Source organism: Bradyrhizobium sp. USDA 4503 (genome assembly GCF_054055815.1).
In genome coordinates this window covers 240,733-254,954 of the sequence record NZ_JBSRXS010000001.1, presented here as the reverse complement: position 1 = coordinate 254,954, position 14,222 = coordinate 240,733, and the positions used below count along the sequence as shown (strand labels likewise).

12 protein-coding genes are annotated in these 14,222 nt (G+C 65.2%); 4 read left to right on the top strand and 8 right to left on the bottom strand.

The features are described from left to right. Positions 1–91 precede the first annotated feature (91 nt). Positions 92–1,276 (top strand): HlyD family secretion protein, encoded by a 1,185-nt coding sequence (locus ACVMIH_RS01195; RefSeq protein ID WP_456860445.1) that lies wholly within the window; start codon positions 92–94, stop codon positions 1,274–1,276. Positions 1,277–1,284: 8 nt separating this feature from the next. Further along, positions 1,285–2,898: a DHA2 family efflux MFS transporter permease subunit gene (locus ACVMIH_RS01190; RefSeq protein ID WP_082653692.1), complete on the top strand. Its 1,614-nt coding sequence runs from the start codon at positions 1,285–1,287 to the stop codon at positions 2,896–2,898. Positions 2,899–2,943: 45 nt separating this feature from the next. Here the strand turns inward: ACVMIH_RS01190 and ACVMIH_RS01185 are convergent, their stop codons facing one another. From ACVMIH_RS01185 to ACVMIH_RS01175, 3 genes are all read right to left on the bottom strand, one after another. Beyond that, a complete protein-coding gene (locus tag ACVMIH_RS01185) occupies positions 2,944–4,587 on the bottom strand; it encodes a benzoate-CoA ligase family protein (protein WP_229193098.1) in 1,644 nt (547 codons plus the stop codon). 158 nt (positions 4,588–4,745) lie between these two features. Then, positions 4,746–5,561, bottom strand: coding sequence for an alpha/beta hydrolase (locus ACVMIH_RS01180; protein WP_456851846.1), 816 nt, complete (start codon positions 5,559–5,561; stop codon positions 4,746–4,748). Positions 5,562–5,564: 3 nt separating this feature from the next. Then, positions 5,565–6,059 carry a MarR family winged helix-turn-helix transcriptional regulator gene (locus ACVMIH_RS01175; protein ID WP_016845834.1) on the bottom strand — a complete coding sequence of 165 codons (495 nt, stop codon included), beginning with the start codon at positions 6,057–6,059 and terminating at the stop codon, positions 5,565–5,567. Between the two features lie 294 nt (positions 6,060–6,353). Here ACVMIH_RS01175 and ACVMIH_RS01170 point away from each other — a divergent pair, with 294 nt between their 5' ends. Further along, positions 6,354–7,520, top strand: a complete 1,167-nt coding sequence (locus ACVMIH_RS01170) for an ABC transporter substrate-binding protein (RefSeq protein ID WP_456860444.1) — start codon at positions 6,354–6,356, stop codon at positions 7,518–7,520. A 21-nt stretch (positions 7,521–7,541) separates the two neighbouring features. After that, on the top strand, positions 7,542–7,994 hold the full coding sequence (locus ACVMIH_RS01165) for a cupin domain-containing protein (protein WP_057015936.1): 453 nt from the start codon (positions 7,542–7,544) through the stop codon (positions 7,992–7,994). Between the two features lie 134 nt (positions 7,995–8,128). Here the strand turns inward: ACVMIH_RS01165 and ACVMIH_RS01160 are convergent, their stop codons facing one another. From ACVMIH_RS01160 to ACVMIH_RS01140, 5 genes are all read right to left on the bottom strand, one after another. Then, entirely contained in the window at positions 8,129–9,370 is a 1,242-nt protein-coding gene (locus ACVMIH_RS01160) for a flavin-dependent oxidoreductase (RefSeq protein ID WP_456860442.1), read from the bottom strand. Positions 9,371–9,656: 286 nt separating this feature from the next. After that, entirely contained in the window at positions 9,657–10,052 is a 396-nt protein-coding gene (locus ACVMIH_RS01155) for a RidA family protein (protein ID WP_038382134.1), read from the bottom strand. Between the two features lies 1 nt (position 10,053). Beyond that, positions 10,054–10,893, bottom strand: a complete 840-nt coding sequence (locus tag ACVMIH_RS01150; RefSeq protein WP_194295415.1) for an enoyl-CoA hydratase family protein — start codon at positions 10,891–10,893, stop codon at positions 10,054–10,056. 11 nt (positions 10,894–10,904) lie between these two features. Continuing rightward, positions 10,905–11,684 carry an SDR family NAD(P)-dependent oxidoreductase gene (locus ACVMIH_RS01145; protein WP_456860440.1) on the bottom strand — a complete coding sequence of 260 codons (780 nt, stop codon included), beginning with the start codon at positions 11,682–11,684 and terminating at the stop codon, positions 10,905–10,907. Beyond that, positions 11,681–13,996, bottom strand: a complete 2,316-nt coding sequence (locus ACVMIH_RS01140) for a bifunctional salicylyl-CoA 5-hydroxylase/oxidoreductase (protein ID WP_456860437.1) — start codon at positions 13,994–13,996, stop codon at positions 11,681–11,683. Before ACVMIH_RS01140 ends, ACVMIH_RS01145 begins: the two co-directional genes overlap by 4 nt. Positions 13,997–14,222: the final 226 nt, after the last annotated feature.

Genomic DNA, 14,222 nt, shown 5'->3' with positions numbered 1-14,222 from the left:
GAAAACATCAAGTTTCCTAATTAACCCTGCCGGAATCGGCCGAAATTAGCAAGATTTTCCAGCAGGATAGAACGGATCAGGGAGCACTGCCATGAGCCAGCATGAGACATCATTCAAGGCCGAGAGCCAGGTTCCGGCCGAGACCGCCAGGCAATTGATCGCACATCCGGAGGCCGCCAGGCCGCCCGCCGCCAAGGGCAGGCTTCGCCGCCTCCTGCTGGCCGGCGCGGCGCTCGCCGTCCTTTCGGGCGGCGCCTGGTACGGCTGGGATTACTGGACGGTCGGCCGCTTCCAGGTCTCGACCGACGACGCCTATGTGAAGGCCGATAACACGACGATCGCACCAAAAGTCTCCGGCTATCTCAGCGCGGTGCTGGTCGGTGACAATGAGCATGTGCGCGCCGGCCAGATGCTGGCGCGGATCGACGATCGCGATTTCAGGGTCGCGCTGGATCAGGCCAAGGCTGACGTCGCGGCCGCCGAAGCCGCGATCGCCAGCAAGCATGCGCAGCTCGATGTGCAGCAGTCGGTGATCGAAGCGGCACGTGCGACCCTCGCCGTCGACACCGCGACGCAGACCTTCGCCGAGCAGGAGAACAAGCGCTACACCGACCTCGCCGGCACCGGCTTCGGCAGCGTGCAGAACGCGCAGCAGGCGCAGTCGCGCTACGCCAGCGCACAGGCCGCCGTCGCCCGCGATACCGCGAACCTCGCCTCCGCGCTCCGCCAAGTGGAACTGCTCAAGGCCGACATTGCACAGGCGGTCGCGTCGCAGGCGCGCGCAACCGCGCTCCAGCATCAGGCCGAGTTGAACCTCGGCTACACCACCATATCAGCCCCGATCGACGGCGTGGTCGGCAACCGCACCCTGCGCACCGGCCAGTTCGTCCAGGCCGGCACGCAGCTGATGTCGCTGGTGCCCGCCACCGGCGCCTATGTGATCGCGAACTATAAGGAGACGCAGCTCACCAATGTCCGCAAGGGTCAGCCGGTCGAGATCGCGGTCGACATGTTCCCGGGACAGGTGGTGCGCGGCCATGTCGACAGTCTCGCGCCTGCCAGCGGCCAGGAATTCGCGCTGCTGCCGCCCGACAATGCGACCGGCAACTTCACCAAGGTGGTGCAGCGCATCCCGGTGAAGATCGCGCTCGACGCGACGGCGGTCGAATTGCGGCCCGGCATGTCGGTCATCCCGACCATCGCAACCTTGTCGCAATCTGGCGAGGCGCCGCGCTCCGGCGCCTCTCCCAAGCTCGCTGTCGCCTCCTTCAAATAGGTGATGTCATGTCCGATCTCGCGCTCTCCTCCCCGGCTGCCGCGCCCCGCGCGGCACCCGCAGTGGTCGATCCCAACCGCGCCAGCATGGCCGTCTGGATCTCCATCGTCGCCGCCATGATCGGCGCGTTCATGGCGATCCTCAACATCCAGATCACCAACGCCTCGCTGCTCAACATTGAGGGCGGCATCGGAACCGGCGTAGACAACGGCTCCTGGATCTCGACCTCCTATCTGATCGGCGAGATCGTGGTGATCCCGCTGACCGACTATCTCAGCCGGGTGTTTTCCTTCCGCAAGATCATCATCGGCTTCGCCACCCTGTTTGCGATCTTCTCGGTCGCCTGTGCCTTCACCCACGACCTGCCCTCGATGATCGCGATGCGCGGCTTGCAGGGTTTCTTCGGCGGCGTGCTGATCCCGATGGCCTTCACGCTGGTCTTCACCAAGCTGCCGAAGGCCCAGCAGCCGGTCGGCCTTGCCATGTTCGCGCTCGCCGTGACCTTCGCCCCCGCGATCGGCCCGACCATCGGCGGCTACCTCACCGAGAATTACGGCTGGCAGACCATCTTCTTCGTCAACGTGATCCCGACCGCGGTGATGGTCATCACGCTCTGCTTCACGCTGGAACGCCAGCCGATGCAGTTGCATCTGCTGCGCGAGGGCGACTGGCTCGGCATCGCCACGATGGCGATCGGCCTGTCGTCGCTGCAGGCCGTGCTCGAGGAAGGCAACAAGAACGACTGGTTCGGCTCGCCCTTCATCGTCAAGCTCGCGGTGATCGCCGCCGTCAGCCTCACTCTGTTCGTCTGGATCGAGCTCGTCGTCGAGAAGCCGCTGATCCGGCTGCGCCTCCTGACCCAGCGCAGCTTCGGCTTCGGCACCATCTCGGCGGTGTTTGTCGGCTTCGCGCTGTTCGGCTCGGTGTACCTGCTGCCGGCCTATCTCGGCCAGGTGCAGCGCTACAACGCCGAGCAGATCGGCCAGGTGCTGGCCTGGACCGGCCTCCCGCAGCTGATCCTGATCCCGCTGGTGCCGAAGCTGATGCAACGTTTCGATCCGCGCTTCATCGCCTTCACCGGCATGATCCTGTTCGCGGTCTCCTCCTTCATGAACATCGCGATGTCGCTCGATTACTCCGGTGACCAGTTCTTCGTCCCGAACATCGTCCGTGCAATCGGCCAGGCGATCATGCTGGCCCCGCTGTCGGCGGTCAGCCTCGGCAGCGTCGCCCCGCAGGATGCCGCGGCGGCCTCCGGCATCTCCAACATGATGCGCAATCTCGGCGGCGCGATCGGCACGGCGCTGCTCGCCACCATCGTCACCAAGCGCGAGCAGTTCCACTCCAACATCATCGGCCAGTCGGTCGACCTCGGCCGCGAGGAAGTGCGCACCCGGATCGCCGAGGTGACCAATTACTTCCTCAGCCACGGCATCTCCGATCCGGCGACCGCGCATCATCAGGCGATCGTGGCGCTCGGCAATATCGTGAAGCGCCAGGCCCTGGTGCTTGGTTTCAGCGACACCTTTGCCGTGATCGGCATCGTGCTGGTGTTCGCCGCGATTGCGATCCTCTTGACCGGCAAGCCGAAGAACGCCGCCGGCGGCGGCGCGGCGCATTGATCTGTCGGGCGGCGGCCGCGGGCCGTCGCCCTCCCCTTTTACTTGTCAGCTTGCCTCGCGCAGCTTGAAGCGCTGGATCTTCCCGGTCTGGGTCTTCGGCAGCGCCTCGACGAAGGCGATCGCGCGGGGATATTTGTACGGCGCGATCGTCGCCTTGACGTGATCCTGTAGCAGCTTGACCTCGACCTCGTCGCAGCGTGCGCCCTGCTTCAGCACGATGAACGCCGAGACGATCTGCCCCCGCTCCTCGTCGGGTGCGCCAATCACGGCGCACTCCGCGACATCGGGATGGCCGAGCAGCGCGGCCTCCACCTCGGGACCGGCGATGTTGTAGCCCGCCGAGATGATCATGTCGTCGGCCCGTGCCACGAAGGACAGCCGGCCGTTCTCGTCCCTGACGAAGGCATCGCCGGTGATGTTCCAGCCGTCGCGGACATATTTGGTCTGCCGGGAGTCGGCGAGATAGCGGCAGCCGGTCGGACCGCGAACCGCCAGCTTGCCGACCTGGCCCGCCGGCAGCTCGTTCATCTCTTCGTCGACGATCTTCGCCTCGTAGCCGGTGACAGGCGTGCCCGTGGTGCCGCCGACGGCGCTGCCGGTGCGGTTGGTGATGAAGATGTGCAGCAGTTCAGTGCTGCCGATGCCGTCGAGGATCGGCTTGCCGGTCTTCCTGGTCCAGCTCTCGAACACCGGCGCCGGCAGCGTCTCGCCGGCCGAGACGGCGAGCCGCAGCGACGACAGATCGGCGCCCTTGTCCATCGCGGCCATCATCGCTCGATAGGCGGTCGGCGCGGTGAAGCAGATGGTCGCCTTGTAGGTCTCGATGATCCGGATCATCTCGCTCGGCGCCGCGTTCTCCAGCAGCGTCGCGGTGGCGCCGAACCGCAGCGGGAAGATTGCCAGCCCGCCGAGGCCGAACGTGAACGCAAGCGGCGGCGAGCCGACGAACACGTCGTCGGGCGTCACCTTGAGCACCTCGTTCGCATAACCGTCGGCAACGATCAGGAGATCGCGGTGAAAGTGCATGGTCGCCTTCGGCTCGCCCGTCGTGCCCGACGTGAAGCCCAGCAGCGCGACGTCGTCGCGGCCGGTCTTCACCGCATCGAACTTGACCGGCTTGTTCAGCGCGATCCGATCGAGCTCGGCATCGTGGTTCTGCGTGCCGTCGAAATTGACGACCTGCTTGAGGAACTTGCTGGTCTTGGCGCAGGCCACCAGTTCATCCGCGATGCGGCTGTCGGTCAGTGCCAGCGAGATCTCAGCCTTGTCGACGATCTTGGCCAGTTCGCCGGCGCGCAGCATCGGCATGGTGTTGACGACGACGGCGCCCGCCTTGGTCGCCGCGAGCCAGGCCGCGACCAGCGCCGGGTTGTTGCCCGAGCGGATCAGCACGCGATTGCCGGGCTTGACGCCGTAATTCTCCACCAGCGCGTGCGCCAGGCGGTTCGACCAATCGGTCAATTCCTTGTAGGTGCGCTGACGGCCATTGCCGATCAACGCGATGCGATCGCCCATCCCCTGCTCGACGATGCGGTCGGTCAGTTCGACCGCGGCGTTGAGATAATCGGGATATTGAAACTCCGGCCGGTCAAGCAGCAGTTGCGGCCATTGCGCTGATGGCGGCAGGTTGCGCCGCGCGAAATCGTCGACATGCCCGGATGGGCCGAGCCCGGGAAATTCACCTGACATTCGATTGCCCCTCGCTTTCCATCCAGAAAGGCCAAGACCAACGTCGAGAAGAACAAGGACGCCCGGCAGCGTTCCAATCGCCAATCATTTTATACTTAAAACAATTCGGCGCAAGGGTGGAAATCGCGCGGCAAACGCCGGCCGATCCTTCAAGAAGCTCAGATTTGCGTAAGCTGCTTCAGCCGCGCGACCATCGCCGAGCCCGGGTCGGCGAGCGGCGCAATCGCGGTGAAATGATTGGCGTCGGGCACAGTGCCGAACCGCGTTGCAACGCCCGCTTTGCCCCAGACATCGACGATGGTCCGGCTCTGCCGGTGATATTCCGCGCTCTCGGCGCCGCCGACGACGGCATCGAGCGTCGCGCCCGCAGGCGGCGTCCAGGACAGCGGGCTCGCCGCCCTCGCTGCGGCGCGGTCGAAGCCAAGCGCCTTGTTGATGGAGGTGCCGACCAATGGCTCAAGCTCGAACAGGCCGGAGATCGCGTAAGCAGCCCTGACCAGGTCGTTCGGCAGCGACGCATCATAGGCCGGCCAATCGGTCGCGAGCATGCATGCGGCAAGATGTCCGCCTGCGGAGTGTCCCGACACGACCAGCGGCCGGCCGAGCCTGGCCAGTTCGCGGCACGCCGCACGCATCTCGCCGATGATGTCGCCGACCGTGACATTGGGGCAGAGATCGTAGCTCGGCACCGCGACGCTGATGCCGTGGCCGTTGAGCCCTCGCGCGCAGTGGCTCGATGACGAGCCGTCGAGCGCCTGCCAGTAGCCGCCATGGATGAAGACCACGAGCGGCCCGCCACGATCGCCCTCGAACAGGTCGATGACGTTGCGGCTGCCCGGACCATAGGTCAGCCGCCGCGGCGGATGCTGCTCGCGATAGGCCGCGGAGTCCCTCGCCCAGCCGGCCATCAGCGCCGGATTTTCTGGCACCCGCGCCCGGTTGTTGTATTCGACCTCGTAATCGACCTCGCTCACGGCTTAAGCGCTCCTCGCCTTGGCGGAGCGCTGCGCCGAGCCCTTGGCCTTGGCGAGCAGCCGCATCAGTTCGCGGATATCCTTCGGCGAGAGATCGCCGAAGATATCGGCGATCCACTTCTCGTGCTCGGCGGCCATCTTGCGGAATTCGGCGCGACCGAGTTTTGTGAGCCGGATGAACTGCACGCGGCGGTCCGTCTCCGAGGTGCGGCGGTCGAGATGGCCCGATTCAACCAGGCGCTCGACCAGCCCGGTGACGTTGCCGTTGGATACCATCATCCGCTTCGACAGGTCCGACAGCGTCATGCCGTCGGACACCTTGTCGAGCTGGGCCATCAGGTCGAAGCGCGGCAGCGTGACGTCGAACTTCTCGCGCAGCCGGCTGCGCACCTCGCCTTCGATCAGCGTGGTGCAGGTCAGGAGGCGCAGCCACAGCCTGAGCTCGGTGCCGTGATCGTCGGGCAGTTCGACGGCTTTGGTTTCGGAATCGAGGATCATGCGGCGATCGTGCCTCCGCGGCGGGTTCCGGTCGGACCAATTGTTTTGAGCTTCAAGCAATTCGCGGCGCCCCGCAAGGACAATTGCGAATCGTGCCTGATCCGTCTGGGCAATCCTGCAATTTCTTTAAACTTCAAGCAATTGGCGCGGCGCTTGCATGGGGTGCGCCTGCATGATGCGCGACGATCGCCCTGACGCGATGCCACATCGCTTGCAGCGGTTGCGCGCGTCAGACTAAGCTGAGGCCAATTGGGCTGAAGCCGAAAACATCAAGGCAGTGGTCGGGGGAGAGACATGAAACAATTGACGAAGCTCGCGGGATTGGCGGCGCTGCTGGGTGTCGCCGTCACCCCGGCGGCCGCGCAGGAGAAGATCAAGATTGGCGTGCTGGTCACAACGTCGGGCCCGGCCGCGGCGCTCGGCCAACAGGTCCGCGACGGCTTTGCGCTCGCGATCAAGGACCTCGGCGGCAAGATGGCCGGCCGCGATGTCGAGATCGTCAACGCCGACGACGAACTGAAGCCCGACGGCGCGGTGGTCAAGGTGCGCGGCCTGCTCGAGCGCGACAAGGTCGATTTCGTGGTCGGCCCGATCTTCTCCAACATCCTGCAGGCGATCCACCGCCCGGTCACCGACAGCAAGACCTTCCTGATCAGCCCGAACGCAGGCCCCTCCAGCTATGCCGGCAAGGAGTGCAACCCGTTCTTCTATGTGACGTCGTACCAGAATGACCAGGTGCATGAGATCCTCGGCAAGGTGGCGCAGGACCGCGGCTACAAGCGCGTCTATCTGCTGGTGCCGAACTATCAGGCCGGCCGCGACTCCGTCGCCGGCTTCAAGCTCGACTACAAGGGCGAAATCGTCGAGGAATCCTACACGCCGCTGAACACGCTGGATTTCCAGCCCGAATTGTCCAAGATTGCCGCGCTGAAGCCGGACGCGCTGTTCACCTTCATGCCGGGCGGCATGGGCGTTAATCTCGTGAAGCAGTACAAGCAGGCCGGCGCCACCGTGCCGGTGCTCTCCGCCTTCACCGTCGACGAATCCACCCTGCCCGCGCAGCAGGACGCAGCGGTCGGCATGTTCGGCGGGGCGAACTGGGCCCCGAACCTCGACAATCCCCAAAGCAAGAAGTTCGTCGCGGCTTATGAAGCCGCCTACAACGGCGTGCCCGGCACCTATGCCATGCAGGCCTATGACGCAGCGTTGTTGATCGACAGCGCGGTGAAAGCCGTGAAGGGCGATCTCTCCAACAAGGACGCCGTCGCGGCTGCGCTGAAGAAGGCCGACTTCACCTCGCTGCGCGGTAACTTCAAGTTCAGCAACAACGGCTATCCGATCCAGGATTTCTACCTCACCAAGGTCGCGAAGCGGCCGGACGGCAAATTCCAGACCGAGATCGTCGATAAGGTGTTTTCGAATTATGGCGATCGCTACGCCAAGGACTGCGCGGCAAAGTAGATCATAGGAGCAAGCATGAGCATGAAAGACGAGATTGCGGGCATCACCCGCGCCAATGAAGGCATGCAGGGCATTTCCTGGAGCATCCTTGGCCAGACCTACGTGCCGAAGAGCCGCACCGAGCATTCATTCTCCTGGCACGCCACCTTCCCGCCGGGCACCTTCGTTCCTCCGCATATCCACCCCGACCAGGACGAGTACCTCTATATCCTCGAGGGCAAGCTCGACTTCATGCTCGACGGTGCCGACGAATCCGCAACTCCTGGCGATCTAGTTCGGCTGCCGATGGGCAAGCCGCACGGCATCTTCAACAAGTCGCAGCAGCCCGCTAAGACGCTGTTCTGGGTGTCGCCGACGCGGAGGCTCTACGACCTGTTCTGGGCGATCCACAACATGAAGGAACAGAACCCGGACGACGTGGTGCGGCTCGCCGCCGAGCACAACATCCACTTCCTGCCGCCGCCGCCGGCGTAGCTTATTCCGTCATTGCGAGCGAAGCGAAGCAATCCATATTTCCGCGATCGCGGAACGATGGATTGCTTCGTCGCTTTGCTCCTCGCAATGACGGTGTGGAGATGGCCTGCCGGACGTCTCCTCCTGCAAAGGACCTACTGCCGCGCCACCACGCGCGCGGCAAAGCCGGCCTTGGCCGCATAGCCGCGGACGATCGCCTCGCGCGCCTCATAGTTGAGGATGGTGTCGACGTCGGTAAAGCCCTGCGGCGCGAGCTGCTCGACGGCGTCGATCACGCCCTCCGGCCCGCCGCGGCGGTTGGAGGCGACGATGTCGGCGGTCATCGGCAGCCGCTGCCGCTCATAGGCCGCCAGCGCCTGGCGCGGGTGCTCCGATCGCGCCAGCAGGTCGGCCAGGCTGCGCGCATCGAGAATGGCTTGAGAGGCGCCGTTCGAGCCGACCGGATACATCGGATGCGCGGCGTCGCCGAGCAGCGTGACCCGGCCACTCGACCAATACGGCAAGGGATCGCGGTCGCAGCACGGATACTCCCAGAATTCCGGCGTCGCGTTTATCAGTCCGGTAAAGTCGACCTGCGGGATCGTGAAACCAGTGACATAGGGCATCATCTCGTCGCGCCGGCCGAGATTGGACCAGCCCTCGCGGCGCGGCGGCGGCGAGGTGCCGTCGCCGATCCGCACCAGCACCGCCCAGTTGGTGAGGCGGCTTGCCGGGCTCGAGCCCGGCGCGATCGGATAGATCACGGCCTTGGCGTTCAGGCCGCCGGCGATGATCATCGAGCGCCCGGTCAGGAACGCCGGCCAGTCGGTCGCGCCGCGCCACAGCATCAGGCCGTTCCAGCACGGCCCGCCCTCGTCCGGAAACAGCGTCTGCCGCACTTTCGAATGGATGCCGTCGGCGCCAATCAGGATGTCGCCGCGCGCGGTATGCACATGGGCGCCGCTGCGATCGAAGAAATAGGCCGAGACGCCGCCCTCATCCTGGGTGAAGGAGCCGAGCCGGCAGCCGGTGTGGATCGCATCCGCGCCGAGCCGATCGATCACGGCCTGATGGATCACGCCTTGCAGGCGGCCGCGATGGATCGAGAATTGCGGCACGTCGTGGCCGGCATCGAGCCCGCGCTTCTCGTGCCAGACCTGCTGGCCATATCGCGTCAGATAGAACAGCTCATAGGTGCGGATCGCCACCTCGTCGAGCTTGTCGAGCAAACCAAGCCCCGCCAGCTCGCGGATCGCATGCGGCAATGTGTTGATGCCGACGCCGAGCTCGCGGATCGTCTCGGACTGCTCGTACAGCTCGCAACTGATGCCGCGCGAGCGCAGCATCAGCGCAGTGGTGAGGCCCCCGATTCCGCCTCCGACGATAATCGCCTTCATCGTCCTCACCTCCACTCACAACAGGACGCTTTTACGCTTTGGGCTAAGGTCGCATGCCCCGTTGTCCGGCCGCAAGCGGGTTTGCGGCCCGGGACGAGGACTGGCCCACGACGATTGGGCTTAGCCTTAACATTGCTTCAGCGTACCCCGATCTATCCCCGTCACCCTGAGGAGGCCGCAACGCGGCCGTCTCGAAGGGTCGACGGCCACCAGCCGGGACGTGCATCCTTCGAAGCTCGCTCCGCTCGCACCTCAGGATGACGGGATTGGCGGAACTGCGTCACCCTCAATCCGGCACCACCGCAATTGCCTGGATTTCCACCTTGGCGCGGTCCTCGATCAGGCCGGCAACCTGGATCGCGGTCATCGCCGGAAAGCGCCGGCCGATGATGTCGCGATAGACCGTGCCGATCTCCTTCAGCCGCGCGGAATATTCCTTGCGGTCGAGCAAGTACCAGGTCATCGACACGATGTGCTCGGGGCCGGCGCCGCCGGCGGCGGCGACTGCGACGATGTTGCGCAGGGTTTGGCCGATCTGCGCCACGAGATCGTCGGTCTCGAACACGCATTGTCCGTTCCAGCCGATCTGGCCCGCGATGAAGAGCTGTTTGCCGCGCGCGGCCATGCCGTTGGCGTAGCCGATCGGCTTGGCCCATCCTTGGGGTTGCAGGATCTCGATCATCTCAATTGCCCTCGAAGGCCGGTTTCTGCTTGGCGGCGAACGCCTCGAAGGCGCGGCGGAAATCGCCGGTGACCATGCAGATCGCCTGCGCCTGCGCTTCCGACTCGATCATCTCGTCGACGCCCATCGCCCATTCCTGGTTGAACATCGTTTTCGTCACGCCATGCGCGAACCACGGCCCATCCGCGAGCGAGCGCGCCAATTCATGCGCAGCACCGGCGAGTTCCGCCGGCGGCACCAGACGGTTGTGGAAGCCCCACGCAAACCCTTCCTCGGCGCTCATCGCACGCCCGGTGTAGAGCAGGTCGGCCGCATGGCCCTGCCCGATCACGCGGGGCAGCAACCCGCATGCGCCCATATCGGCGCCGGCAAGGCCGACGCGGGTGAACAGGAACGCGGTCTTGGCTTGCGGCGTCGCCAGCCGCAAATCGGACGCCAGCGCCAGCATCGCCCCGGCCCCGGCGCAAATGCCGTCGATCGCTGCGACGATGATCTGCGGGCATTTGCGCATCGCCCGCACGACCTCGCCGGTCATCCGCGTGAAGGCGAGCAGGTCCGGCATCGCCATCCGCGTCAGAGGCTCGATGATCTCGAACACGTCGCCGCCAGAGCAAAAATTGCCCTCGGCGCCGGTCAGCACGATGGCGCGGACATCGGCGGCGTATTTGAGATTGGTGAAGAGATCGCGCAGCTCCTCATAGGACTCGAAAGTCAGCGGGTTCTTCTTGTCCGGCCGGTTCAGCGTGATGGTCGCGACACGGCCGCTCGCATCGACCTGCCAGCGGAAGTGCTTGGCGGGATAATCCTTGAACGGCCGTAGCTTTGCTTTCATCTCGGACATGACGTGTTCCTTCACCCGGTAAAGACTTCGCCGCCGGCGACCGCGACGGCTTGTCCGTTGATTGACGATGCGCCCTCGGCGGCAAGCCAGAGGATGGCGTCGGCGACCTCCTCCGGCGTCACCAGCCGCTGCATCGGATTGACTTTTGCCAACGCTGCGCGCGCTTCCTGTTCGCCGCGGCCGGTCTTGGCGACGATGTTCGCGGCGGCATCCGCCACCAGCGGTGTATCGGTGTAGCCGGGACAGACCGCATTCACGGTGACGCCGCGCCGTGCATATTCCAGCGCCAGCGAGCGCGTCAGGCCGATGACGCCGTGCTTGGCCGCGACATAGGCGGAGACGTAGGCGTAGCCGGTGAGACCCGCGGTCGAGGCGACGTTGATCACGCGCCCGCGGCCGCGTTGCGCCATGCCGGGCAACACGGCATGCGTCACCAGGAACACGCTGGAGAGGTTGCTCGCCAGCATGTCGGCCCACAACGCCGCGCCGGTCTTGTCGAACGGCGCGCTCGCGGCCTTGCCGGCATTGTTGACGAGAATATCGATCGGCCCTGCCTCAGCCTCGATCTGCGCGACACCCTTGGTCACCGCAGCTTCATCCGTCACGTCGATCGAAACCACGGCGCCGGCCTGCTTGTCGAGCGATGCCGCCGTCGCCTTCAGCGCGTCGATCCGCCGTCCGGCGATGCTGACGCGCACGCCGGCTTTTGCCAGCGCGATCGCCGTCGCGGCGCCGATGCCGGAACCGGCACCGGTCACCAGCGCATGTGCGTTGGGCCAGAACCTCATCATGCCTTCACTCCCGCGGCTGCGCGTTCGAGATTGGCTTCATATTGCGACTTGCCCGACAGGTACTGCTTCGGCCACGCGACCTGCTTGACGCCGATCTTCGCGGCTTCATGCAGCGTCCAGGCGGGGTCGGCGAGATGCGGCCGCGCGATGGCGCAGAGATCGGCGCGGCCGGCGGCGATGATCGAGTTGGCGTGATCGGCCTCCGAGATCGCGCCGACTGCAATGGTGGCGATGCCGACCTCGTTGCGGATCTTGTCGGCGAACGGGGTTTGGTAGAGTCGGCCGTAGACCGGATGGTCGTCGGCCCAGACCTGCCCCGAGGAGCAGTCGATCAGGTCGGCTCCCGCCTCCTTGAACAGCTTCGCGAAGGCCAGTGCATCCTCGGGCGTGTTGCCGCCCTCGGCCCAGTCGTGACACGACAGGCGGACCGACATCGGCTTGTCCTCCGGCCACACCGCGCGGACGGCGCGGAACACCTCCAGCGGATAACGCGCGCGGTTCTCGATCGATCCGCCATAGTCGTCGGTGCGGCGGTTGGTCAGCGGCGAGAGGAAGCTCGACAGCAGATAGCCGTGAGCGCAGTGCAGCTCCAGGATATCGAAACCCGCGCCCACGGCGCGCTGTGCCGCCGCGACGAATTGGTCGCGTACCTCGTCCATCTCGGCGCGGCTCATCGGCTCCGGGATCTGGCCGTCGGGCAGATAAGGCACTGACGAAGCCGACACCAGCGGCCAGTTATGGTCCGGCAGCGCTTCGTCCATGCCTTCCCAGGCGACGCGCGTCGAGCCCTTGCGGCCGGCATGGCCGAGCTGGATGCCGATCCTGGCTTGCGAATTGTGATGCACGAAGTCGACGATGCGCTTGTAGGCCGCCGCCTGCGCGTCATTCCACAGGCCGCAGCAGCCGGGCGTGATCCGCGCCTCCGGCGAGACGCAGGTCATCTCGGTAAAGAGAAGGCCGGCGCCGCCGAGCGCGCGGGAGCCGAAATGCACCAAATGAAAGTCGGTCGGCACGCCCTCCTCCGCCGAATACATCGCCATCGGCGAGACGATGATCCGGTTGTGAAGCGACAGGCCGCGGATCTGGAACGGCGTCAGCATCGGCGGCGTGACGCGGTCGTTGGTCGCGGCCACGCCGCTGCGCTCCGCGAACCAGCGCTCATAACCCTCGAGCCAGGTCTTGTCGCGCAGCCGCAGGTTCTCGTGGCTGATGCGCTGCGAGCGGGTCAGCAGCGAATACATGAACTGTTCCGGCTCCAGCGTGTCGGCATAGCGCGAGCCGACCACTTCGAACCATTCCATCGCGTTGCGCGCGGCGTTCTGGATCCGCGCCACGTCGACCCGGCGCAGCTCCTCGTATGCCTTGAGCACCGCGGGAATGCTGTCGCGCGTCGCGCCGTGGATCTTGAACTGGTTGGTGAGCTCGATCGCATCCTCCAGCGCGAGCTTGGTTCCCGAACCGATCGCGAAATGCGCGGTGTGGGCGGCATCGCCCATCAGCACGACATGGCTGTTGCCGTTGAACGCGGTCCATTTGCCGCAGATCAGCCTGGGAAACGACAGCCAGGCCGAGCCGCGCAGGTGCCGCGCATTCGAGACCAGATGATGCCCCTCGAGGATTTCCGCGAACACATTCTCGCAGAACGCGATGGAGTCGCCCTGCTCCATCTTGTCGAGACCGTGGGCGAGATAGGCCTCCTCGGTGGTCTCGACGATGAAGGTCGCCGCGCCCTCCTCGAACTTGTAGATGTGCGCCTGGAACCAGCCATGCTCGGTCTTGCGGAAGTCGAAGGTGAAGGCGTCGAACGGACGGTTGGTGCCGAGCCAGATGTAGCGGTTCGGCCGCATCAGCATGTCGGGTTGGAACGTCTCGGCATATTTGACGCGCACCTTCGAATTGACGCCGTCGCATGCCACGACGAGATCGGCGTCGGGGAATTCGAGATCGGAATTCACCTCGCGCTCGAAGATCAGCTCGACGCCGAGTTCCTCGGCGCGCGCCTGCAGGATGTTGAGCAGCCGCTTGCGGCCGATGCCGACGAAGCCGTGGCCGGTGGTGCGCATGCGCCGGCCCTTGATCAGGACCTCGATGTCGTCCCAGTGGTTGAAGGCCTGCTCGATCGTGTCAGCGGTGACCGGATCCCATTTGCGCATGTTGTCCATGGTCGCATCGGAAAACACCACGCCGAAGCCGAAGGTGTCGTAGGGCCGGTTGCGCTCGACCACGGAGATCCGATGCGCGGGGTCCAGCATCTTCATCAGGATGCCGAAGTAAAGCCCGGCCGGCCCGCCCCCAATGCAAACGATCCGCATGGCGTTCTCCCGTTGGCTTCGGCGGCGCGGGCACGGACGAGGCGCGTTCCCCTGGAGCCGATACGGGATATTATTTTATACTTAAAATAATTGTCAAGGGAGTTGGCGCCCCACCCAACGCTGTCGTCCCGGCGCAGGCCGGGACCCATACGCCGCAGCAGATATTGTCGGCGGGACTCGTCGTTCCAGCGACGTACAACAATGACGATCTGTGGTTATGGGTCCC

Bases quoted from the DNA above. Each gene is read 5' to 3' on its own strand.
- ACVMIH_RS01155 (WP_038382134.1), bottom strand. From the start codon at position 10,052: ATGATCGAGATCCTGCAACCCCAAGGATGGGCCAAGCCGATCGGCTAC.
- ACVMIH_RS01140 (WP_456860437.1), bottom strand. From the start codon at position 13,996: ATGCGGATCGTTTGCATTGGGGGCGGGCCGGCCGGGCTTTACTTCGGC.
- ACVMIH_RS01150 (WP_194295415.1), bottom strand. From the start codon at position 10,893: ATGTCCGAGATGAAAGCAAAGCTACGGCCGTTCAAGGATTATCCCGCC.
- ACVMIH_RS01170 (WP_456860444.1), top strand. From the start codon at position 6,354: ATGAAACAATTGACGAAGCTCGCGGGATTGGCGGCGCTGCTGGGTGTC.
- ACVMIH_RS01165 (WP_057015936.1), top strand. From the start codon at position 7,542: ATGAAAGACGAGATTGCGGGCATCACCCGCGCCAATGAAGGCATGCAG.
- ACVMIH_RS01190 (WP_082653692.1), top strand. From the start codon at position 1,285: ATGTCCGATCTCGCGCTCTCCTCCCCGGCTGCCGCGCCCCGCGCGGCA.
- ACVMIH_RS01185 (WP_229193098.1), bottom strand. From the start codon at position 4,587: ATGTCAGGTGAATTTCCCGGGCTCGGCCCATCCGGGCATGTCGACGAT.
- ACVMIH_RS01160 (WP_456860442.1), bottom strand. From the start codon at position 9,370: ATGAAGGCGATTATCGTCGGAGGCGGAATCGGGGGCCTCACCACTGCG.
- ACVMIH_RS01175 (WP_016845834.1), bottom strand. From the start codon at position 6,059: ATGATCCTCGATTCCGAAACCAAAGCCGTCGAACTGCCCGACGATCAC.
- ACVMIH_RS01195 (WP_456860445.1), top strand. From the start codon at position 92: ATGAGCCAGCATGAGACATCATTCAAGGCCGAGAGCCAGGTTCCGGCC.
- ACVMIH_RS01145 (WP_456860440.1), bottom strand. From the start codon at position 11,684: ATGATGAGGTTCTGGCCCAACGCACATGCGCTGGTGACCGGTGCCGGT.